Annotated in this window: 19 protein-coding genes; 2 read left to right on the top strand and 17 right to left on the bottom strand. The window is 45.2% G+C overall.

The window, feature by feature from the left end; translation table 11 throughout:
• Positions 1-24: 24 nt before the first annotated feature.
• The 10 genes from der to C7Y71_RS02740 form a co-directional block, all read right to left on the bottom strand.
• Entirely contained in the window at positions 25-1338 is a 1314-nt protein-coding gene (gene der, locus C7Y71_RS02780; RefSeq protein WP_111899360.1) for a ribosome biogenesis GTPase Der, read from the bottom strand.
• A complete protein-coding gene (gene era, locus C7Y71_RS02775; protein WP_111899359.1) occupies positions 1335-2222 on the bottom strand; it encodes a GTPase Era in 888 nt (295 codons plus the stop codon). Before era ends, der begins: the two co-directional genes overlap by 4 nt.
• A gap of 136 nt (positions 2223-2358) precedes the next feature.
• Complete coding sequence (locus tag C7Y71_RS02770; RefSeq protein ID WP_111899358.1) at positions 2359-3369, bottom strand: beta-ketoacyl-ACP synthase III; 1011 nt, start codon at positions 3367-3369, stop codon at positions 2359-2361.
• Positions 3370-3428: 59 nt separating this feature from the next.
• A complete protein-coding gene (gene rpmF / locus C7Y71_RS02765; protein ID WP_111899357.1) occupies positions 3429-3614 on the bottom strand; it encodes a 50S ribosomal protein L32 in 186 nt (61 codons plus the stop codon).
• Positions 3615-3641: 27 nt separating this feature from the next.
• Positions 3642-4127: a YceD family protein gene (locus C7Y71_RS02760; RefSeq protein ID WP_111899356.1), complete on the bottom strand. Its 486-nt coding sequence runs from the start codon at positions 4125-4127 to the stop codon at positions 3642-3644.
• Positions 4128-4751: 624 nt separating this feature from the next.
• Positions 4752-5513, bottom strand: a complete 762-nt coding sequence (locus C7Y71_RS02755) for a LamG domain-containing protein (RefSeq protein ID WP_193215950.1) — start codon at positions 5511-5513, stop codon at positions 4752-4754.
• 72 nt (positions 5514-5585) lie between these two features.
• Positions 5586-9908 (bottom strand): leucine-rich repeat domain-containing protein, encoded by a 4323-nt coding sequence (locus tag C7Y71_RS02750; RefSeq protein WP_111899354.1) that lies wholly within the window; start codon positions 9906-9908, stop codon positions 5586-5588.
• A gap of 31 nt (positions 9909-9939) precedes the next feature.
• The gene (locus C7Y71_RS12110; protein ID WP_262883957.1) at positions 9940-10068 is read right to left on the bottom strand and encodes a hypothetical protein; all 129 of its coding nucleotides are present in this window, start codon (positions 10066-10068) and stop codon (positions 9940-9942) included.
• Positions 10069-10843: 775 nt separating this feature from the next.
• Positions 10844-11533, bottom strand: a complete 690-nt coding sequence (rprY, locus tag C7Y71_RS02745) for a response regulator transcription factor RprY (RefSeq protein ID WP_394366613.1) — start codon at positions 11531-11533, stop codon at positions 10844-10846.
• Positions 11534-11547: 14 nt separating this feature from the next.
• Positions 11548-12996 carry a sensor histidine kinase gene (locus tag C7Y71_RS02740; protein WP_111899353.1) on the bottom strand — a complete coding sequence of 483 codons (1449 nt, stop codon included), beginning with the start codon at positions 12994-12996 and terminating at the stop codon, positions 11548-11550.
• A 212-nt stretch (positions 12997-13208) separates the two neighbouring features.
• Between C7Y71_RS02740 and C7Y71_RS02735 the strand changes: the two genes are divergently transcribed.
• Together C7Y71_RS02735 and C7Y71_RS02730 are read left to right on the top strand one after the other, a co-directional pair.
• On the top strand, positions 13209-13952 hold the full coding sequence (locus C7Y71_RS02735) for an MlaE family ABC transporter permease (RefSeq protein WP_111899352.1): 744 nt from the start codon (positions 13209-13211) through the stop codon (positions 13950-13952).
• Between the two features lie 30 nt (positions 13953-13982).
• Positions 13983-14726, top strand: coding sequence for an ABC transporter ATP-binding protein (locus tag C7Y71_RS02730; RefSeq protein WP_111899351.1), 744 nt, complete (start codon positions 13983-13985; stop codon positions 14724-14726).
• Between the two features lie 180 nt (positions 14727-14906).
• Here the strand turns inward: C7Y71_RS02730 and C7Y71_RS02725 are convergent, their stop codons facing one another.
• The 7 genes from C7Y71_RS02725 to C7Y71_RS02690 form a co-directional block, all read right to left on the bottom strand.
• Positions 14907-16004 (bottom strand): hypothetical protein, encoded by a 1098-nt coding sequence (locus C7Y71_RS02725; protein WP_146739502.1) that lies wholly within the window; start codon positions 16002-16004, stop codon positions 14907-14909.
• A 118-nt stretch (positions 16005-16122) separates the two neighbouring features.
• Positions 16123-17139: an HU domain-containing protein gene (locus C7Y71_RS02720; protein ID WP_111899349.1), complete on the bottom strand. Its 1017-nt coding sequence runs from the start codon at positions 17137-17139 to the stop codon at positions 16123-16125.
• A gap of 200 nt (positions 17140-17339) precedes the next feature.
• On the bottom strand, positions 17340-18491 hold the full coding sequence (locus C7Y71_RS02715) for an HU family DNA-binding protein (RefSeq protein ID WP_111899348.1): 1152 nt from the start codon (positions 18489-18491) through the stop codon (positions 17340-17342).
• A gap of 90 nt (positions 18492-18581) precedes the next feature.
• A complete protein-coding gene (locus C7Y71_RS02710; RefSeq protein ID WP_111899347.1) occupies positions 18582-18860 on the bottom strand; it encodes an HU family DNA-binding protein in 279 nt (92 codons plus the stop codon).
• A 55-nt stretch (positions 18861-18915) separates the two neighbouring features.
• Positions 18916-20208 carry a 30S ribosomal protein S12 methylthiotransferase RimO gene (gene rimO / locus C7Y71_RS02705; protein WP_111899346.1) on the bottom strand — a complete coding sequence of 431 codons (1293 nt, stop codon included), beginning with the start codon at positions 20206-20208 and terminating at the stop codon, positions 18916-18918.
• A 26-nt stretch (positions 20209-20234) separates the two neighbouring features.
• On the bottom strand, positions 20235-21197 hold the full coding sequence (gene ftsY / locus C7Y71_RS02700) for a signal recognition particle-docking protein FtsY (RefSeq protein WP_111899345.1): 963 nt from the start codon (positions 21195-21197) through the stop codon (positions 20235-20237).
• Positions 21198-21585: 388 nt separating this feature from the next.
• Entirely contained in the window at positions 21586-21744 is a 159-nt protein-coding gene (locus C7Y71_RS02690; protein WP_111899343.1) for a DUF4295 domain-containing protein, read from the bottom strand.
• Positions 21745-21751 lie beyond the last annotated feature (7 nt).

Genomic DNA, 21751 nt, shown 5'->3' with positions numbered 1-21751 from the left:
ACTCTGTCGCAACTAAAAGCCTCCTCACTTCTGCCGTATAAAGATATTGATGGGCGTACCTGAGAAGTCCCAGCGCTGCCGTATCTGGTTTTCGAGGAACCGGCGATACGATTCCTTTACGTATTGAGGAAGGTTGGCATAGAAGATGAAAGTGGGTATCTTCGTGTCCGGCACCTGCGAGCAATACTTTATCTTGATATACTTGCCCTTGAGCGAGGGTGGGGGATATGCCTCAATCACGGGAAGCAGTTCTTCGTTGAGTTTGTGGGTGGAAATTTTTCTGCGACGGTTGTCATAGACGTGTTTAGCCGTGTCAAGCACCTTGAAGATGCGCTGCTTGGTAATCGCTGACGTGAAAATGATGGGGAAGTCGCTGAAAGGTGCCATGCGTTCACGGATGGACGCCTCGAAGTGCTTGATACTCTGCGGGCTCTTGTCTTCGGCAATGTCCCATTTGTTGATGGCAACCACAAGACCTTTGCTGTTGCGTTGGATAATCTGGAAAATGTTCATGTCCTGAGCCTCTATGCCGCGGGTGGCATCAATCATCAGGATGCAGACATCAGAGTTCTCTATGGCGCGGATGGCGCGCATCACGGAGTAGAACTCCAGGTCTTCCGTAACCTTGTTCTTACGGCGGATGCCTGCCGTGTCAACGATGTAGAAGTCGAAACCAAACTTGTTGTAGCGTGTCAGAATACTATCGCGAGTGGTGCCTGCAATGTCGGTAACGATGTTGCGGTCTTCTCCAATGAAAGCATTGATGATGCTGCTCTTGCCGGCATTGGGACGGCCGACAACCGCTATGCGGGGAATATCCTCGCCTTCCTCTTCATTCTTGGCGCCCGTCTTGAATTTCGACACAAGCAGATCAAGCAAGTCGCCCGTGCCGCTGCCCGTGGCAGATGATATGCAGTAAGGGTCGCCAAGTCCAAGGCTGTAGAACTCTGCGGCTTCGTACTGGCTCACGTTGTCGTCGCACTTGTTCGCGCAGAGTATCACAGGCACCTTTGTGCTGCGAAGTATCTTAGCCACTTGCTCGTCGAGGTCCGTAACGCCGGTCTTCACGTCAACCATGAAGAGAATGACGTCAGCCTCCTCGGTGGCAAGCATCACCTGCTTGCGGATTTCTTCTTCGAATATGTCGTCGGAGTTCACTACCCAACCGCCGGTATCTACCACGGAAAACTCCCTGCCTGTCCATTCTGCCTTGCCATACTGGCGGTCGCGCGTGGTACCTGCCTCGTCGCTCACTATCGCCTGACGCGTGCCGGTGAGGCGATTGAAAAGTGTTGATTTGCCGACATTGGGCCGGCCTACTATTGCTACTAAATTCATGACTTGTCTAAATTATAACCGAAGTTGCGAAGCGAACGGTCGGAATTGCGCCAATTCTTGTCCACTTTCACGAACACTTCCAAGTAAATATTTTTCTGAAAGAATTTCTCCAATGTCTTGCGAGCCTCGGTGCTTACTTTCTTCAGCGCAACACCGCGATGACCGATGATGATGCCTTTCTGACTCTCACGTTCCACATAGATAATGGCATTGATGTGGATGCTCTTGTCTGACTCCTTGAACTGTTCTACAACCACCTCGGTGGAGTAGGGCACTTCCTTCGAGTAGTAGAGTAGTATCTTTTCGCGGATAATCTCAGTCACGAAGAAACGCGCAGGCTTGTCGGTCCATTGGTCTTTGTCGAAATAGGGCGGACTGTCGGGCAGCAGCGACTTGATGCGCTCCATCAGACCATCTGTACCGAAATTGGCTTTGGCTGAAATAGGAAAAATCTCTGCCTGAGGGAGCACTTCCTTCCAATGGGCGATGAGAGATACAACGTCTTCCTGGTTTGAGAGGTCTATCTTATTGATAACCAACAGAACAGGAATATCCATCTTGCTGACCTTCTCAAGGAATTCGCTGTTCTTTCCTGCCTTCTCCACAACGTCCGTCACGTAGATCAGCACGTCTGCGTCTTGCAGTGCCGACTCAGAGAAGGCAAGCATGCTCTCCTGAAGTTTGTAGTTGGGCTTCAGCACACCGGGGGTGTCAGAAAACACAATCTGAGCCTCGTCGGTGTTCACGATGCCCATAATGCGGTGGCGCGTGGTCTGGGCCTTGAAGGTGGCAATCGAAATCCGCTCACCGACAAGCCTGTTCATCAGTGTGGACTTCCCTACGTTAGGATTGCCGACGATATTTACAAAACCTGCTTTATGCATCGGAAGATTCTTTTCTGTTGATGGTATTCTTATAAAGAGAGTTTAGAAATTTAGTGTGCATGAAGGCAATGCGAGCGAACGACCATGCCCTGACACTAAACTTCTAAACTCAGATTTTCCTTGACGTTCTATTTTTTTAGACTTGTTCTCTGTCGCCGTCGTAGCACCACTTCAGATAGGCAGCACCGTATGTGAAGCCCGCGCCGAAAGCAGTCAGAAGCAAGTTGTCGCCTTTCTTCAGGCGCTTCTCGTTCTCCCATAGTGCCAAAGGAATAGAAGCGCAAGAGGTGTTGCCCATGTGCTCGATGTTCATCATCACTTTCTCCATCGGGAGTTCCAGACGATTAGCCACGGCTTGAATGATGCGGATATTAGCCTGATGAGGAAGAACCCAAGTGAGGTTTTCCTTAGTCAAGCCGTTCCGTTCAGCCACTGCTGTAGTCGTGTCGCTCATGTAGGTTACGGCAAACTTAAACACTGTGCGACCTTCCTGATGGATGTAGTGCATCTTGTGGTCGATGGTGAAGTGGGATGGGGGACATACCGAGCCACCGGCTTTCATGCACAGGAAAGGCAGACCTTTGCCGTCCGTGCGCAGAATGCTGTCTTTCCAACCGATGTCTTCGGTTGTAGGCTCTACGAGTACTGCTGCGGCACCATCGCCGAACAGTGGGCAGGTGGCGCGGTCGGAATAATCTACTATGCTCGAGAGTTTCTCTGCGCAGCATACCACAATCTTTTTGTATCTGCCGCTCTGAATCATGCTCGTGGCCTGATCCATGGCATAAAGGAAACCGCTGCAAGCACCCCAAAGGTCGAAACCGTAGGCATTGACCATACCCAAACGACCGATAACAATCGAAGCCGTGTTAGGGAAAGTGTAGTCGGAAGTCGTTGTCGAAAGTATCAGACATTCCACTTCAGACGGGTCGGTCTTTGTGCGGGCAAGAAGTTGCTTAACAGCCTTGCGCGCCATATAACTTGCACCAAGCCCTTCTTCGTTCAGAATGCGACGCTCCTTGATGCCTACGCGAGAGGTAATCCACTCGTCGTTAGTATCGACCATGCGCGACAACTCGTCGTTTGTCAGTACATATTCAGGGATGAAACCACCAATACCAGTGATGGCTGCATTTATCTTTTCCATTGCTGTTCTAAAAAAGTTAAAAAGCCGATGTGCAGTGTTGCTCATCGGCTGTCGATCAATTATTCGATAACCTCTTTCTCTATTGCCTGCTTGCCGCGATACTGACCGCATGTGGGGCATACGGTGTGGTAGATGTGCCAGCCGCCGCAGTTGGGGCAGATAGCCAATGTAGGAGCAACTGCCTTGTCGTGAGTCCTACGCTTTGCGGTTCTCGTCTTGGATTGTCTTCTTTTAGGATGTGCCATTTTTGAATGTTATTTTTATTGTTGTTTTTATTCTTCTTCTGGGGAACTGTCGTCGTGAATTTCGCTGACGCTCATGCTTTCAAGCAATTGAACCATCTCTGAATTGCATTCGCCGTCGGGGTGAATCTTCTTCAGGGGAAGCGATAACTCCACAAACTCGTAGATGTCCCATGCTATGTCGTAACTGTCATTGCTCTCGGCTGTGTTGATGTCATCACTCGGAAAAATACAGTCGAAAGATGCTACCTTGATTTTCTCTTCTACATCAACAGCAACTGCCAGGTCGTCTAAACAGCGGTCACACTTTACTACGACGTAGCCATTGATGCCGAAAGTCAGGTCATACGTGTCGCCGCTTGCACGGCGAACGGCAAGCGAAACATCCAAAGAACCATCGCTGATATCTTCTGCATCCAAAGCATCGAAATAGTCCTTGGAAAGATGGAATTTCAGCAGGTCGTCCGCTTGTGACACCGACCGTAAATCAATGCGTAATGAATCACTTACATTCATAGCGGCTGCAAATTTATTACTTTTTTTTGGATTGAAAACCCTATACCACCTATTTTGTTCATTTTTTTAATCTAACACAGCGTTTTTGTCATTCCTGTAACACAAAATCATCATAAATTCCTTTTCCTATAATTCATGACAAACCGTGAACGCATGAACGCTAAGAACGCTATGACAATAGCAACTGCAGAATAAAAAATTATTTATTGCTGTCCGCTAAATTGGGCTGAAAGTCCAATTAGCTCATAGCCCAAGGCAACGCCTTGGGTGAACACAACGGTGAAAACATCGCGCTGTAGGCGCAAAAGCGTAAAGAAAACTGGATGAACATATAAAGGGTTGGGTAGAACGGCATTAGAATACTGCTTTTTATTGCTGTCCGCTAAATTGGGCTGAAAGTCCAATTAGCTCATAGTCCAAGGCATCGACTTGGGTATTTAAGAAGTGAAATTGGAGCGCACTCTTTACTCCAAGGGCGATACCCCGTCTATGTGCTTGTTGCCACTGTCGGGACGCAGAGTAAGCCAGTCCGTAAAAAAAGCGGCAGATTTCGCATGTCATCCACCGCCTTTTCAATTATTATAAAAACAATTCTATGAACAATAATCGCTCTTTGCCAGACTGTTATTTCCTTTCGTAGTTATAAAGCTGACCAACTTCTGCCTCTGTCAATGCCACGCCATAAATGCGGACATTGTCCACCTTGAAGGGGTCTGCCCAGGCATCATAAGAAATATCATTACGACCTCCAAATTGCATTTTGTTGCCTACTACTGCCTCACGATTATTATTATTATCTACCAATGCACCATCAACATAAAGTTCAAAGCCTTCCCCTGTCTGCACAAGAGTTATCATGTGCCATCCGGAAGATTGAAGTGATTCGGCATAGTAGCTAAAGGATTCAAAAGATTTAGAAAAATTCACCTTTCCTTCAGGAGTGATATATATACTGGGCACTGAATATGAATGATTTGCTCCTGTACTAAACAAATAGCCGGCACCGAAGTCCTTTACCCACATGCTTATGGTATATGACTCTTTCCCTTTTATCGGGTTCCTTGCCACATTGACAAACGCCTCTTGGTCAAGATACAATGCTTTGCCTCTTCCGTTGGGCGTATCGTCGATAAAACGGGTCTTACCATTGATAACACCGTTGTTCTGCATACCAGCAGAATTGTTGGCAGAACAGTCGTCAAAATTATAGTAGGCTATCAGTCCGCGCGTAACGTCCTCATTTACGTCATTTTTATTATCCACGCCGCACGTCCTTTCTCCACTCTCATTGACAGGTGCTACGGCATCGCCGTTTCCGGTGGGGATTGCGGCATGCGATTCGCTGCAAAACAAGAATCCCAAGGTCATGGCAGATATAGTCACCATTGACCAAAATCTTAACTGTTTCATCATGTTTGATTTTTAATTGAGTTAGTAGTTAATGTATTATGATTTTCTCTATTTAATCACTTTCTTCCCGCCTATGATATACACACCACCCTTCTGCGGATTAGTTACGCGGCGGCCCTGCAGGTCGTAGATGAATGTTTTATCATAGGTTCTACTTTCATTTAACGGCATTATTTCTATTGTTGGTTGCAAGACACTTGTAACAGCATCATCCACGATTGTGCCAAAACGACACCAAGGGTAACAATTCTTATAAGCCTCAACACATCCCTCAGGGACATGAAGGGTTGCATTTTCAGGGTGAGAATAGTATGTTGTACCAATATAAATTACTCCCACACCATGAGATTCAAAAACAGCATTGCTGCAATTATAGTCTTCAGGATTTTCTCGTAAGACAGTAACGTCGCTTATATTTTCTAATCCGTAAAAAGCAACATCCCCTATTTCTGTAACGTTACTTCCAATAGTAATTGTTTTCAAATTCCTACAGGTGCTAAATGCACTGGCACCTATTGTTTTTACATATTCAGGAAGTTCAATGCTGGACAATGCGTTACATTCACGGAAAGCATCATTCCCAATGCTTATAATACCATTTCCCATCTTTATACTCTTGAGTTTATTACAAGCAGAGAAAGCATAATCTCCTATTATTTCAACTGTATTCGGAATAATTAAATGCTCCATTCCATCGCAATGATAGAAAGCCATATAAGCAATGCTTTTCGTGCCTTCTCGTAAAGAAATAGTTGTCCCCTCAGGCATATTTCCCTTATATCCAAAAGCAACCAAACCCACATACACGACACCGTCGGGTTGATTATTTAGATAAGTGTCTAACCAAGGACAATCTTCAAAGGCACCTTTGCCAACACGTTGAATTGAATCTGGTAGTGTTACGTTTGAAAGAGCTCTGCAATACCGAAAAGCATAGATTCCTATGCTATCAGTAGATTCAGGCAATACTATATTCGTAAGAGCCTTGCAAGAATAGAAACTGTACGGTCCCACATATAGATGATCATCTGAAGTGCGGTCTGCAAATTCTACTTTCATCAGTTTTTCACATTCCATAAATACAGCAGAAGGCAGGATACGAACTTTAGGGCCTATTGTTACTTTCTCAATTCCTGTACCTTCAAAGATTCCATCAACGCTGCTACCATTTCCATAGCCAGTAGATGTGATATTCGACATTAAGGAGTTTGCATTATATATAACACGCACCAACCCTTCGCAACCGTAAAAAGCAGCATTTCCGATATATGTCAGACTTTCGGGGAGAGTGATTTGTGAAATGGACTTGCTGTTTCTGAAAGCATTATCACCTATCTCAAGCAGGTTGTCAGGAAGTGTCAGTTTGGTTATTCCCAATCCTTTATAACCTTTAGTGAAGGCACTGTTTCCAATTCGTAATAAAGAATTAGGCAGTATGAGTTCACTACATATCGTTGTATAGTCCTCATTAGAAGTTGAATATATGAAATCATCTGCAACACTTAGTGTTCCTTCTCGAAAACTTATGCGAGAAACAGGACTCCCCTCTATGCACATAGCGATGTGTCCCATATATTTTATACCATCTACGCACTCCAGACTTGCAAAGAAAGGAGTGTCCGTGAATGTTGATTTGGCAACTTGCAATAGATTTCTTGAATAGCTGACGACACTTAGCCTGGTACAACCATAGAAAGCTTCCGGCATAACAGCTTTAGTACTTTCCGGCAAATTAACAGAACGAAGGTTTGTACATTTGGCAAAGGCTGACTCTCCAATTGATTGCAAGTTTTCTGAAAATATTACATTACTTAAAGAAGCACATCGTGCAAATGCTTTTTTAGAAATTACAGGAACACCACTAAGGTCTATTTCCCCTACAAGACTACTGCAGTCTGCAAATGAAGCTTCTTCTATATTTTTTACTTTAGCAAGACTACCTACGTATCGCAAGGACTCACATCGAGAAAACGCACTGGAGCCTATTTGTGTTACATTATCCAAAGATGCGATTTGCAAAGCGACACACTGATAAAAAGCGTATTTAGAAATTTTTGTAACAGAGCTTGGAAGTTTTATTTCTGTTAAGGAATTGCAGCCGCGGAATGCACCTTCCTCTATAGTAGTAACACCATCAGGGATTACTATTTTTTGAAGTTCCGTACAGTTGGCGAAGCAATAAGCACCAATACGAGTAAGATGGCTTGGTAAGATTACTTCTTTCACTTTCATGCCAATAAACACACCTGCAAAACTGTTTCCATAGAATTGATTTACAACTGAAGAAAAGCCCAATCCTGAATCATAAACAATGTCGTATGAATAATTAACATCTGACAGATAAAAATTTCCAAAATCCTTAGAAGAACAATATGAATTATTATCAGCAATTAACACGACATCGGACATGTCAAGATAACTGATGTTCGTAAAACGTGCAGAAGTTCTCAGATAGTTAATATCAACACTGTTAATAGGACCGACAAGTTTTAAATTGCGTATGTCTGTTTCCTCAATGTCCAGTGCCATTTCTTGCAGCGTTCCGGCATCAGTAAGATTAATCGTTACCAATGGGTAGTCTTCGTTTTTTTCTGTAATCTGTTTAAAGCCTATTGATGAATAAGAAGACGTACATCCTTTTGGCACTATTGCATAAACCTTTGACAGGTCGCTGAAAGCCTTGTCCGCAAGCGTGGGCGGTGTAGATTGGTTGAATGTTACATTCAATCTGTCATAACCATAAAACGCATAGGAACCTATGACAGAAACAGATGCTGGTATTGTAATATTAGCGTAGGTTCCTATGTTTGATAATGCTTCGTAACCTATTTCTACTATATCATTGGGAATAATGGTATTCTTACATCCTTGTACGAGTTTGTTTGAAGCTGTTTCTATAATTGCATTGCAATAATTGCGTGAATCGTAAACTGGGTTACCTTCTTCTACAATTATACTTTCAATGCTGGAGCAGCCATAAAACGCACTTACTCCTATGCATGTAACAGAGTAGGGGATGGTTACCGATGTAAGTCCGGTGCATTTACGGAAAGCCCACTGTCCTATGTACGTGACGGAGTTGGGGATGGTTACCGATGTCAGACCAGAGCAACCAGAGAAAGCATCTTTCCCTATTGTCGTAACAGAGTTGGGGATATATACGGAGGTTAAGCTAGTGCAATTTTGGAAAGTATTACGTTCTATGCTTGTGACGGAATTGGGGATGGTTGCAGAAATCAAGTTTGAGCACCCATTGAATGCGTCTTCTCCTATGCTCGTAACAGAGTTGGGAATGGTTACCGAGGTCAGACCGGCGCAACTACGGAATGCATATGCCGAGATTCCAACAGTTCCTTCTTTTAGTGTGATACTGCTTCCTGATGGCATTATACCTTTATAATTATATGCGACATGTCCTGCATATATTACACCATCAGGTTGATTTTCATACCATTTTGTATCATGAAAAGCATATGCTCCTATGCTTGTAACAGAATTTGGAATTATTATCGATGACAAATTTGTACAACGATAAAAAGCATAATTTCCGATAGATTTTACACTTTCACCTACAATCAATTTCTCAACTTGTTTTCCAAAAATTTTTGAAAAATTATTTCCTCGTAAACTTTCTTCATAATCAAAACTTTTACTCATAATAACATTGGAATATATTGCTATTTCTTTCAAATTTGAGCAACCAGAGAAAGCATCTTCCCCTATGCTCATAACGGAGCTGGGGATGGTTACGGAGGTCAGACCCGAGCAACCATTGAAAGCATAATCTCCAATAGATTTAACATCATTACCTATCACGAGGTTACCCACTTTACTTCCAAATATACCTGACAAGTTTCTTGAAGAGGCTAATATTGCATCAGAGTTAATTGTTACTTCTGTCAAATTTGTACCACTGAAAGCAGAACTTCCTATGCTCGTAACGGTGCTGGGGATGGTTACGGAGGTCAGGCCAGAGCAATTACGGAAAGCATTACTTCCTATATACTTGACGGAGTTGGGGATCGTTACGGAGGTCAGACCAGAGCAATTATAGAAAGCATATTCTCCAATACTCGTGACGGAGTTGGGGATCGTTACGGAGGTCAGGCCTGAGCAATTATAGAAAGCTCGCTCTCTTATGCTTGTAACGGGATAAGTCGTTCCGTTATAGGTAACGGACTCTGGAATTACCACATTGCCTGAATACTCGTTTGAATAATCAGAAGAAGAGTTCCCTCTGTAAGACACGCTTAATTTTGTTCCATTGTTGGTAAAAACATAGTAAATGCCACCGACTTCGATGTCGTGGGCAAGAGCCGGGATGCCGCAGAGCATGAACGGCATCAGCAAAGCAAGTAATTTCTGTTTCATAAAGTTAAGTATAGAGTTTAGTTATTGTTGTTCACGTCTCTATACAAAAAAGCGTGGAACTCGTCTTGTTGCCCGTTCCACGTGTAAAGGCTCTCGCATCGCCCATCTCAGTCAAACGAGCAACGCAGAAGCCCACGCCGATATGATGTACCTGTTCCATAAAAATAATATGGCGCAATGGGTATCATACCACAGATGGACATCTACCGTTGCTTTGGACTTGACTGAGATTTGGAATTTGCGAGATTCTTACACGTCAAGAACAAAGCGCCAAAGTAAACGCCTTTATGTATATCTGCCGTCCCACCATCCCACAGCAGGCTCCTGCCTCGTAAGGAAAAATGGGAATGCATTGCAAAAATAGTTTTTTTTATTAAAACAAAACAATTTTGTGAAAAAAATCACGCAAACGTATCAAAAATTGCGATTGTTCACGTGGAAGTAGCAAGGCTCTCGACCATGTTCATCGCTTTCAGCGATGTATCGTGCTGCATTCTCTTCGCTGCGCCTGGCTTGTTGTCCTCCATGTAATTTCCGTATAATTATCCATGAATTATTCATGAATTGGCTGGGCTTATAAAATTATATGATTAATTACACGGCAATTACATGGATAATTATAAGGATGAAAATGACAAGTAAATTTTTCAAATAATTATGATTCAATTTTTCGACAATTTCTCGTGCAAGGCACGATCAAGAAAAGTGCCCTGAGGGCAGAAATTATATGGAAGATTAGAGCGGCAATGTCTTCGCGGAATCAGCGTCTTGTGCGCTCCAAAACCCTTGGCTGCAAAGCACGGATAAATACCACCTCCCCCCAAGCATAAAGGACACCGCCTTTGCGACGGTGTCCTTTATGAGGTGTTCTATAAATAGTTTCCTAAATTATAGAACATCCCTTTATGATTCATGGCGGCAGTGCAACTCCGCACTTATACGTCCTGGTTGGGCGTAATGAGTTTATACCCCTTGCCGTGGATGTTGATAATCTCAACGGAATCGTCTTCCTTCAGTTTTTTGCGCAGTTTGGTGATGTAAACGTCCATCGAGCGGGCGTTGAAGTAGTTGTCGTCAATCCAGACGGTCTTCAGGGCAAAATCGCGCTGAAGCACTTCGTTTGCATGGAGGCAGAGCAACTGCAGAAGGTCGCACTCCTTAGTGGTCAGGCGTGTTACTTCCCCATTGCGCTCAAGCGTCTGTTTCGTGCGGTCGAACTTGAAACTGCCTATCGTGAAGTCGGTCTTGTTCATGTCGTTCTTGGCATTCATCCTGCGCAAAACGGCTTCAATGCGGTAGGTCAGTTCCTCCATGGAGAAAGGCTTGGTCAGATAGTCGTCGGCACCTATCTTGAAACCCTCCAGAATGTCTTCCTTCAGTGTGCGTGCGGTAAGGAAAATGATAGGCACCACCTCGTTCACTCTGCGGATATCTTTTGCCAAAGAGAAACCATCCTTCTTGGGCATCATCACATCGAGCACACAAATGTCGAAACTGTCGCTCATAAACGTTTTGTATCCAATTTCACCATCAGGGCATAACACTGTGTCATAGTTCTTTGCCTGAAGATATTCGCGGAGCAACATGCCCAGATTCTCGTCGTCCTCACAAAGGAGAACTTTCATTTTCTTGTCGATATTCATAATTTCTGTTTTAAAATTGGTATGCTGATTGTAAATTTTGTGCCTTTACCGAATGTGCTGTCAATGTGTATGGTTCCTTTGTGGAAGTTTACCACATTTTTCACGTATGCCAGTCCTAAGCCGAAACCTTTAACATCGTGCTTGTTGCCTGTCGAAACGCGGTAGAAACGGTCGAACACACGTTTCAGGTCATCGCGCTTGATGCCGATGCCGTTGTCTGTTATCTTGATAACCAGACGGTCGTCGTCGTTCTCTAAGGAGATGTCGAGAAGCAGACGCCGATCGCCGCTCTTGTACTTGATGGCATTGTCGAGCAGGTTGAACAGTACGTTCGTGATGTGCATCGAGTCGCCGAAAATGTGCGTGTCGTCGGCGGTAATGTTGGTCGTCAGGGTGCCGCCCGCACTTTCCACCTTCAGTCTGAATGTGCTCACCACTTTTTCCAGGATGGGCACCACATCAATGTCCTTACGCTGATAAACACCGCCGTTACGTTCAAACATCGAAATCTGCAAAATCTTTTCCACCTGAAAGCGCAGACGGTTCGTCTCGTCGGCTATGATGCTGCATAGGTGCTTCAGCATGTGCTCGCTCTTCGTTACACTCGTGTCCTGAAGCATCTGAGAAGCCAAAGAAATAGTCGATATCGGTGTCTTGAACTCGTGTGTCATGTTGTTGATGAAGTCGTTCTTGATTTCCGTGAGACGTTTCTGGCGGAAGATGATGTAAACCGTGTAGCAGAACATCAGGAGAAGCACCACCGTGAACACTATGGCAGGTATCAGGAACTGAAGGCTGTCGTTGATATAATGGCTTAAGTTTGGAATAAAAACCACCATTTCCACACGCTCTGGCGACAAATCGTCGTTGAACAGACTTGTGCGGAACCTGTGCGAACCTTTGTCAACGATGTTCTTGTGGCAATCGTAAACAGTGTCGCCGTTGTGGGTGATGACGTAATGGAACTCAACGCCCTTCAGACCATTGTTCTTCAGTGCCTCAGCGAAAGTCTCGGTGAGTGTGTTGAAGTTGATGCGTTCTTCTATCACGCGGTTGTCGCTTTCGGCTATAATCTCGTGCATCACTTTCTCGAGCAACTCGTTTTTGTTCTTGAACCTCTCACGAATACGCTGGCGCAGCAACTGCTGCTCGTAGATGCGACGCCTTGCCGGATATTTTTTTGCTATACGTGCCGAATCTGCCTGAAACTGCCTGATGAACAGCGAGTCGCTCTTGTCGTTCTTCAATGTGAACTCCAGCACACGGCGCGTCTCGTCCAACTCTATGCTCTGCACAGTCTCGCGAAGTGCCTTGTTTACACAAGTGTTCACCTGTGAAACACGCAGAGAGTGCATCTCACGGATGTAGTTAGCCTCCAGAAACAGAAGGATTATGAAACTGAAGCCCATTACTATGGCTATCGCTATGATCGTACCCTTTTTCATCAACGCAAAAGTAATATCATTGATATTGCTATGAGGAAAATAAATTTAAAAAGATTAAAAATTTTCAAAAATTAACAAAAATAAACAAATAAGACGTTAATATAATGCATAAAATAAAATAAATTGTGTAAATTGTTAATTAAGCGCTCCTCTTTCACGCTCTTTGCCTGCTTCTTAGTAATTTTGCACACAATTAGAAATATGATAATGAAATGATAATAAAGTTTCTAACATCATTTGGCAGATACTTGATGCTGATGGGCAGAACGTTCGGAAAACCGGAGCGGTGGAGAATGTTCTTCAAGCAGTATGTTAAGGAAATGGCACAACTTGGGGTGGACAGTATAGGAATAGTGTTGCTCATTTCTTTCTTCATAGGTGCTGTCATCTGCATACAGATTAAACTCAATATACAAAGTGCATGGATGCCGCTGTGGGTGAGCGGATACGTTACACGCGAAATCCTGTTGCTCGAATTCTCAAGCAGCATCATGTGTCTCATACTTGCAGGAAAGGTGGGGTCGAACATCGCCTCAGAACTTGGTACCATGAGGACGAGCCAGCAGATAGATGCGCTCGAAATCATGGGAGTAAATAGTGCCAACTATCTTATTCTGCCTAAAATTCTGGGACTTGTAACCGTCATACCGCTACTCGTTACCTTCAGTACAGTCAGCGGATTTCTTGGTGCTTATGCAACGGCATACATCGGACATATCATCACACCAAGCGACCTTACGCAGGGACTGCAACACGACTTCCAACTGTGGTTCCTGTGGATGGGCGTAATCAAGTCGCTCTTTTTCGCATTCATCATTGCAAGTGTTTCGAGTTTCTTCGGATATACAGTGGAAGGCGGTTCAGTAGAAGTAGGAAAGGCAAGCACCAATGCGGTTGTCTCGTCGAGTATGCTCATACTTTTCAGCGACCTATTCCTAACACAGATGCTTAGTTAAAACAAAATCAAAAAAAGAACCAGTAACGTCGTGATAGAAATAAAGCAATTAAGAAAAGAATTTGAAGACAAGGAGGTGCTCAAGGGCATCGACTTCCGTTTTGAAAACGGCAAAACAAGTCTTATCATCGGTCAGAGCGGTAGTGGAAAGACCGTACTGATGAAATGCCTTGTAGGACTTTTCGACCCCACGGCTGGCGAAGTGCTTTACGACAACCGCGATTTCGTCAAAATGAACAAAAAACAGCGCACCATGCTCAGACGTGAGATGGGCATGATTTTCCAGAGTGCTGCACTCTTCGACTCGCTCTCTGTGCTTGAGAACGTGATGTTTCCGCTCGATATGTTCTCTGATAAGTCTTACAAAGAAAGGAAACGCCGTGCGGAATTTTGTCTCGACAGGGTGAACCTGCTCGAAGCAGCAGGAAAATACCCGGGAGAAATATCCGGAGGTATGCAGAAACGCGTGGCTATAGCCAGAGCCATCGTCATGGAGCCGCAATACCTTTTCTGCGACGAACCCAACTCAGGACTCGACCCCAAGACATCGCTCGTCATCGACGAACTCATACATGGCATTACGAAAGAACTCGGCACTACCACCATCATCAATACACACGACATGAACAGCGTGATGGGAATAGGGGAGCACATCCTCTTTATCTACCAGGGAAACAAGGAATGGGAGGGAACGAAAGACGAAGTAATCGGCTCAGGAAACCAACGACTCAACGACTTTATCTTCGCCTCCGATTTCATGAAGCGGAACAAATGACAGTTGATAGTTGATAGAGGACAGTTGACACATTTTTTATTTTAATAGCGTTCGGTAAAACGCGCTGAAAGCGCAAAAGTAGATATACAAACAAAAATGCAGCCTTCTATGGCTGCATTTTTGCTATATTGGCTCAAATCCTATATAGTCCCTTATTTTTTCTGACGCCAATCAGTGCCTTCAGTTTTTCCTGCCGGTTTGCTTCTTCAGTTGCATGATGGTGTTCATCTGTTCAGGCGGTAGCGCGGGGATGTTATGCTTTTTTTCATATTCAGCCAATGCTTCAAGAGACATGTTGCCGCTGTATGGCTTGCTGATGCCTTTTGCATGGGCGGTGTACTCGTCTTTGTCCATATAGGCATTATCTACGGCATAGAGATATACAATAATTGTTTTCCGTCCCGCCTTTGCGTTGTATTCCCAATGATTGGATTCCATTACAAAGTTTTCTCTTGGTATAGTTCCGTCGGCATCTATTTTGTAGATCTGCATGTACTGATAGTCGTAATTGCGCTCTTCACGTATTTTTGCTATCTTACTCTCGTTATTCATCTTATTGGCATAAATTTGCATTTTGCTGCCATTGAGCGTGGTATAGGAATAGCCGTCAGAATGAACGATGTTGCCTACTATTCCTTCGGGGTTACGTACCAGCCATCGATTTTCCTCATCAGTCTCAACCGTTGTCTTATAATAGTTCTTGAATTTAGTTCCGTCATGTAAACTTTTTTCTATTGGCGACAAAGCACCTGAAACCGTTCGCTGTGCTCGGTCCTGCAAGTCCTGTGTGTTCCAGGTAAGAGCCTTGTTGGCTGCGCCTCCGAATGCCCAGAAGTGACCGTGAGCCTTTCCTTCGTACTTGTTTTTTATATCGTGGGCTATAGGCAGGATACCTGCTGCATAAGCGCGCAGCGAATCGTTAATGTAACTGAATGCGCGGAAGTAATACTCCATGTAGATGTAGGGCTTAGGTCTGACAATTGCCACTTTGACATCGCGGTAATAATCTTCCATAACCACTATGCCATCCTTTAGCGATGCAACAGTAACCATCTGCGGCTTGTAAGCGATATGGGTAATTCTCACGCGCTTCGCACCATTCACATCGGGCAGCACACCGTCTAGGTCGGTAGTACCGATCAGGATACCGTCCTCTGTCAGTACAGAAGCCAGTGGAATGCCAATACCTTCGTTGTCTCTTACTACAAGTTTTTGAGCCATTATGTCCGATGAAAACAGAATTACGGCTAAGACGCAGATGGAAAATATTCTTCTCATTTCGAAGTTGTTTATAAAAATTGGAAAATCGTTCTGTTTATAAATGATAAAGGACTTGCTCGTTCGTCTTCTGACAATAAGGCAAGTCCTTTTGTTTACTAATATTCAGAGTGATGAACTATTGCTCCTTTACCTGTGCATGCTTGAAACGCTTGTTGCCTGCCACTTGTTTCAGGAAGGCCTCTGCTTCTGCACGGCTTGCGTAATTGCCGTAAACAACGTTCATGTATTTACCCTCAGCCTCTGTCTTGGCTTCGTTTAGCCCGTCTTTCTGCAGGTTGCTGATGAGGAGGTCGGCATATTTCTGTGGCAAACCGCATGACACAACGATGGTGAATCCACCTTTTTCGGCATTTGCTTCTTGCGCTGTAGGTGTGTCTTGGGCAGTAACTGCTGGCTTTGGTGCAGCAGACGCCGGAACAGGAGAGGATACAGGTGCAGAAGCCGCAACTTGTGCTGATTTTTTTGCTTTCTCCGGAACTTTTACGTTCACTTTTGCAGTGCGCGTATGATCATCTGTGTTACCCCAGTTGAAGCCGCTGCCCAAAACCTGTGCCTGCTGATGCCCTACATTGACATCGCCCTTCTGCATGGGGACTGCCCAACCGAGAAAGAAGAAAGCAGATACTACAGCAGCGGCAGCATAGTTTACAACCTTCTTGCTGATGCTGAAGGTGTATTTGTCGCTCTGTCGGTTATATGAAACGGCACCCTCTGCGAATGCCTTCATCGATACATGCGTCAGACCATACGTCTCGGGCGACACGATACCATGCTGATGAGGCTCAAACTCGTAGTTGCCTTCAAGGTTCAGCCTCAGCACACCAACACCTACAAGGTCCAACTCACCTTTCTCGTACAGTTCTTCCTTCATATCAATCACGGCATCCTCGAGCATCTTGAGTGTCTCGGGGAAAGTCGTGTCGTAAGTCTGCATGAGCGACTGAATCAGCAAACCATCATTAAGTGTCAGTTCCTGATTGAAGGAGACAATGCGCTGGGGAGGTTGGTATGTGTAGTCGTCTTCTCTGTACTCGGCGGGGATATACTGGGCAATAAATCCGCCTAAGTCGGGGATAATCACGCAGTTGTGGTCAAGCAATAATTTGACGAGGTGTCTCGATATCTCATTCATACTGCAAAAGTATAATTTTCTTGTTAAAAATTTGCAGTAACGTAGCGAAAAAAAACACCTGATTTTTAAGTTTTTTTCTTCGTTAATCTTGAGTGATTTCGAGGTGTGTTATAAATGAACAAAGAAGCGGCTTTTCGTTGTAGTCTTAGTTTAAAGACTGATTGAAAAACCGCTGAAATTCATAGAAATAGAAGATATGCCTATTCTTTGCGTTTCAACTTTGGCAGTTTAAGCCTGGTACCCGCAGAAACGTGGCTGTAGGGCTTCATGTTGTTGTGTTTGTAGATGTATGTCACGAAGAAGTTGTCGCCATAGCGTTCCTTGGCTATGAGTTCTATGATGTCGCCATATTTGAACTCGTACTCCTCAAGGTCGCCGACAATTTCAAAGTTGTTGACGATGTCTCGGGAGTCCTTCGTGCCGAAAAGTTGAAGTTTCTCGCCGTTCTTGCCAATAGTGATGCCATCTGAAACTTCTGTTTGGGCAGCACCCGCAAGTGAATCATTCTTGACTTGTTGTGCGCTGTCGGTCGCTGCAACGGTCGTGTCAGACTCGGGAGTGGCATTGCCACTACGGTTGACAACCCAGAAAAAGATACCGGCAAGCAACAGCAGCCCCAATATGGCGGCAGCAATTTTCCATTTGCCTTTATCAAGGGATGGCTTTTCTGAAATAGTCTGCTCTGTCTCCTCTGCAGGTGGGGGGGCATCCGAAACTTCTTCTGTCGGTTCTATTGCCTTTTCTGGTTTTTCCTGCACTTGCATGATGCCGGCAGCATAGCGGGGTGTAGCATTTTCAGACGCTACAGGTGCTGATGGAGAAGAATGTGCCTCTTCAGTTATTGCCTCCTCATTTGCAGAAACTCGGGTGTCTGGCTTCTCTGCTGTTTCTTCAGTGTGCTGTAAAACTTCTTTGGTGTGTGTGTCCGTTTCCGTTTGTTGCATCGAAGGCGCATCAGGGCTTGGTGTCTCCTCTTTGGCTGCAGGCTCGGGCAGAACAGGTGTTTTCACACGCTCAATCTCATCTGTGTCAGTCTCTTCGTTGAGGATGATGGTTTCAAATTGAGAGAACGGACGATTGACAATGGACTTAAACTTCTCATCGGGAGTGAATGAAACCTTGTTGTGCCCACTGATAAGTACCGGCTGACCCGTGTTGACGTCAACACTCTGGCGGTCGCTCACTGCCACTATCTTGAACGTGCCGAAGTTCTTTACCTTCGTCATGTTGTCCTGTTCAAGACCTTCCACAATGGTCCTGAAGAATGCCTTTGCAAAAGCCTCTGCTTTCTTCTGGGGCAACTTGCTCTTCTTGGCGAACAAGTCGGTTATGTCTTTAAGTGTGTATCTCATTCTTTAACTGATAAAAAAGTAAGGATGCAAGTATATTTGCCTTTAACTCTAAGGTGTTAAAATGGAAATAAAATAAGGTGGGCGCAGGCATCATTTGTTTTTGAATTTCTCCTTGATGGCAGCCCCAGGCTTGAAACTCATCGCGAGTTTTGGGGGGACGAGCATGCGCTGTTTGGTAGAGGGGTTTACCACGATGCGTTCCAGTTTTTTCTTGACCTCGAAATTGCCGAAATTCTGAACGGTGAGCACATCGCCGTCTTCCAACGTGTCTGCAATCAGAGATGAAAACATGCCCGAGAGGTGCTGCATCTCCTTTGCCGGCAATTCTGTTGCATTGCTTAACTTTTCTAAAAATTCTTTATTGTTCATGGTACATGTATTGTCTTATCTTATTTATGTCTTGAAAAAAAGAAGGGAAATCACCTTATTTAACTTCCCCGTAGAGGTCGAACTCGTCGGACCCTGTAATACGGACATTGTAGAATTGCCCTGTCTCCAAAGTCTTGTCCGAAGCCTTGATGAGAACTTCTCCGTCCACTTCCGGTGAGTCGAACTCGGTCCTGCCAATGTAATAATCACCTTCGGTGCGGTCGATAATCGTGCGGACTGTGCTGCCAACACGCGAGGCGCCTGTTGAGGCGGAAATTTCTTCCTGAATGGACATCAGTTCGTCTAAACGCGACTGTTTTACCTCTTCCGGAACATCGTCTTCGTAGTTCAAGGCGGCGTATGTACCGTCTTCTTCGCTGTAGGCGAAAGCACCCATACGCTCAAAACGCTGTTCGCGCACGAACGACTTCAGTTCCTCAAACTCTTCCTCCGTTTCGCCGCAGAAACCCACCATCAGCGTGGTGCGAAGCGTAATGCCCGGAACTTCCTCACGAATCTTGCGGAGCAACGCCTCCGTCTCGCGCTTGGTGGTGTGTCGCTGCATACGCGTCAAGACGCTGTCGCTCACGTGCTGCAGGGCAATGTCAAGGTATTTGCAAACATTGTCGTTCTCGCGCATCACACGAAGAAGGTCCATTGGGAACCTGTTGGGATAGGCGTAGTGCAGCCGAATCCATTCCACGCCTTCAATCTTTGCCATAGCCTCCACTAAAGCAGGAAGACACTGTTCGCCATAGAGGTCGATGCCGTAGTACGTGAGTTCCTGGGCAATAACCTGAAATTCCTTTACACCACGACTTACAAGTTCGCGCACCTCATCGAGTATTTCTTCCATAGGCCGGCTTACGTGTCTGCCTGTGATGATTGGGATGGCACAATAGGCACAATGGCGGTCGCAACCTTCGGAAATCTTCAGATAGGCATAATGGCCCGGAGTAGTCAGATGGCGCGTCTCGCCGCCTTCGCGAATGGTGGTGCCGGGAAGATCCGCTATCAGGCCTTGCCAGTCAAACTTGCCGTAAAACTTGTCAACCTGCGGGATTTCTTCGGCCAGTTCCTTGCGATAGCGCTCAGATAGGCAACCCATCACGAAAATACGACGCAACATGCCTGCGTCTTTCATTTCACAAAGTTCAAGTATCATGTCGATACTCTCCTGCTTGGCATCCTGAATGAAACCGCAGGTGTTGATGACTACAATGTCGCCGTGAAGTGTTTCGGGATCATGGTAAACTTTGTACCCATGACGGGAAAAGAGGCTCATAAGACGCTCGGAATCCACCAAGTTCTTTGAACAACCCATCGTAATGACATCCACAGTAGGCATCGTCGTCAGTATTTCAAGACATGAAACTAAAGGTTGATGCCTTCGAACAGGCTCTCAACAAACTCGCGGTTGTTGAAAGGCTGCAGGTCGTTTATCTGTTCGCCCAGGCCGATGTAGCGCACGGGAACGTTCAGTTCATGGGATATGCCGATGACAGCACCGCCCTTGGCCGTTCCGTCGAGTTTGGTAATGGCGAGCGACGTAACATCGGTAGCCTTTATGAACTGCTTGGCTTGCTCAAAAGCATTCTGGCCGGTAGAACCATCCAGAACGAGCAGAATCTCGTCAGGCGCAGTAGCAACTACTTTCTTCATCACATTCTTTATCTTTGTCAACTCGTTCATCAAGCCAACCTTGTTGTGCAGGCGGCCCGCTGTGTCGATGATGACAACATCGGCACCGCTCGCTACGGCATGGCTTACCGTGTCGAAAGCAACGCTAGCAGGGTCGCTGCCCATCTGCTGCTTAATCACTGGCACACCGGCGCGCTCGCCCCAGATGCAAAGTTGGTCAACGGCAGCGGCGCGGAATGTGTCGGCAGCACCAAGGACTACCTTCAATCCTGCTTGCTTGAACTGATAAGCCAACTTGCCGATGGTCGTGGTCTTGCCCACACCGTTCACGCCTACTACCATGATAACAAATGGCTTGTGGTCGTCTGGAAATACGAAACCCTCGGTCTCTGTGGGATCTCCGGCAAACAAGGCTGAAATTTCTTCCTTCAGAATTGATGTCAATTCAGAAGTGTTTACATATTTTTCCTTAGCAACGCGTGCCTCAATGCGGCTGATGATTTCCAATGTAGTGTCTATGCCGACGTCAGAACTGATTAACGCACCCTCAACATTGTCGAGAACTTCATCGTCAACTCTCGACTTGCCGGCTATGGCGTGGGTAATCTTGTCTATGACGCTCTTCTTCGTTTTCTGAAGACCAGTGTCAAGAACTTCTTTCTTTTCTTTCTTGGAGAAAAAACTGAATATGCCCATACTCTTAAATAGTCATGAATTTTGTGCAAATTTAATCAAAAATGACGGAAAAGATATCACAAAAAACGTTTTTGAAACATAAATGCAACTCTCCTGCCACAATAGTCAGAAAATGAAAACTCTACATTAAATTCTGCAAAAAAAGAGGGGAAAAGTGCTCTTGTCTTTTGCTTCTATATACTCTATAGCCTCTATAGCCTCTATAGCCTCTATAGCCTCTATAGCCTCTATAGCCTCTATAGCCTCTATAGCAGTTGCATTGATCCTTTCTTTGAATAGTGCATGAATCTTCGCCCCCCTGAACGCACAAAGAGACGGAAAGGCACAATGCCCGTCCGTCTATGTTGTAGTGTCTAAAACTTGATGGTTCTCTTCCTCGAGAGCGGTATCAGTTCTTAAAGAAGTCCTTAACGGCTTCGTTAGGAACCATCTCCTCATTGAAGATATAAGCACCAGTCTTGGGGCTCTTTACCATCTTGATAACCTTAGAGTAAGAACGACCGTCGTTCTTGCCCGTCTGCAGTGTTGCGACTGTTTTCTTTGCCATATCTCAA

The sequence above is a fragment of the Pseudoprevotella muciniphila genome (assembly GCF_003265305.2).
GTDB lineage: Bacteria > Bacteroidota > Bacteroidia > Bacteroidales > Bacteroidaceae > Alloprevotella > Alloprevotella muciniphila.
Note: the sequence above shows the minus strand (reverse complement) of the source record. Positions and strands in the feature narration are given on the sequence as shown.

What these genes read in the sequence shown, in the direction of transcription:
- der (WP_111899360.1), bottom strand. Translation starts at nt 1,338, where the DNA reads ATGAATTTAGTAGCAATAGTAGGCCGGCCCAATGTCGGCAAATCAACA.
- era (WP_111899359.1), bottom strand. Translation starts at nt 2,222, where the DNA reads ATGCATAAAGCAGGTTTTGTAAATATCGTCGGCAATCCTAACGTAGGG.
- C7Y71_RS02770 (WP_111899358.1), bottom strand. Translation starts at nt 3,369, where the DNA reads ATGGAAAAGATAAATGCAGCCATCACTGGTATTGGTGGTTTCATCCCT.
- rpmF (WP_111899357.1), bottom strand. Translation starts at nt 3,614, where the DNA reads ATGGCACATCCTAAAAGAAGACAATCCAAGACGAGAACCGCAAAGCGT.
- C7Y71_RS02760 (WP_111899356.1), bottom strand. Translation starts at nt 4,127, where the DNA reads ATGAATGTAAGTGATTCATTACGCATTGATTTACGGTCGGTGTCACAA.
- C7Y71_RS02755 (WP_193215950.1), bottom strand. Translation starts at nt 5,513, where the DNA reads ATGGTGACTATATCTGCCATGACCTTGGGATTCTTGTTTTGCAGCGAA.
- C7Y71_RS02750 (WP_111899354.1), bottom strand. Translation starts at nt 9,908, where the DNA reads ATGAAACAGAAATTACTTGCTTTGCTGATGCCGTTCATGCTCTGCGGC.
- C7Y71_RS12110 (WP_262883957.1), bottom strand. Translation starts at nt 10,068, where the DNA reads ATGGAACAGGTACATCATATCGGCGTGGGCTTCTGCGTTGCTCGTTTG.
- rprY (WP_394366613.1), bottom strand. Translation starts at nt 11,533, where the DNA reads ATGAAAGTTCTCCTTTGTGAGGACGACGAGAATCTGGGCATGTTGCTC.
- C7Y71_RS02740 (WP_111899353.1), bottom strand. Translation starts at nt 12,996, where the DNA reads ATGAAAAAGGGTACGATCATAGCGATAGCCATAGTAATGGGCTTCAGT.
- C7Y71_RS02735 (WP_111899352.1), top strand. Translation starts at nt 13,209, where the DNA reads ATGATAATAAAGTTTCTAACATCATTTGGCAGATACTTGATGCTGATG.
- C7Y71_RS02725 (WP_146739502.1), bottom strand. Translation starts at nt 16,004, where the DNA reads ATGAGAAGAATATTTTCCATCTGCGTCTTAGCCGTAATTCTGTTTTCA.
- C7Y71_RS02720 (WP_111899349.1), bottom strand. Translation starts at nt 17,139, where the DNA reads ATGAATGAGATATCGAGACACCTCGTCAAATTATTGCTTGACCACAAC.
- C7Y71_RS02715 (WP_111899348.1), bottom strand. Translation starts at nt 18,491, where the DNA reads ATGAGATACACACTTAAAGACATAACCGACTTGTTCGCCAAGAAGAGC.
- C7Y71_RS02710 (WP_111899347.1), bottom strand. Translation starts at nt 18,860, where the DNA reads ATGAACAATAAAGAATTTTTAGAAAAGTTAAGCAATGCAACAGAATTG.
- rimO (WP_111899346.1), bottom strand. Translation starts at nt 20,208, where the DNA reads ATGCCTACTGTGGATGTCATTACGATGGGTTGTTCAAAGAACTTGGTG.
- ftsY (WP_111899345.1), bottom strand. Translation starts at nt 21,197, where the DNA reads ATGGGCATATTCAGTTTTTTCTCCAAGAAAGAAAAGAAAGAAGTTCTT.
- C7Y71_RS02690 (WP_111899343.1), bottom strand. Translation starts at nt 21,744, where the DNA reads ATGGCAAAGAAAACAGTCGCAACACTGCAGACGGGCAAGAACGACGGT.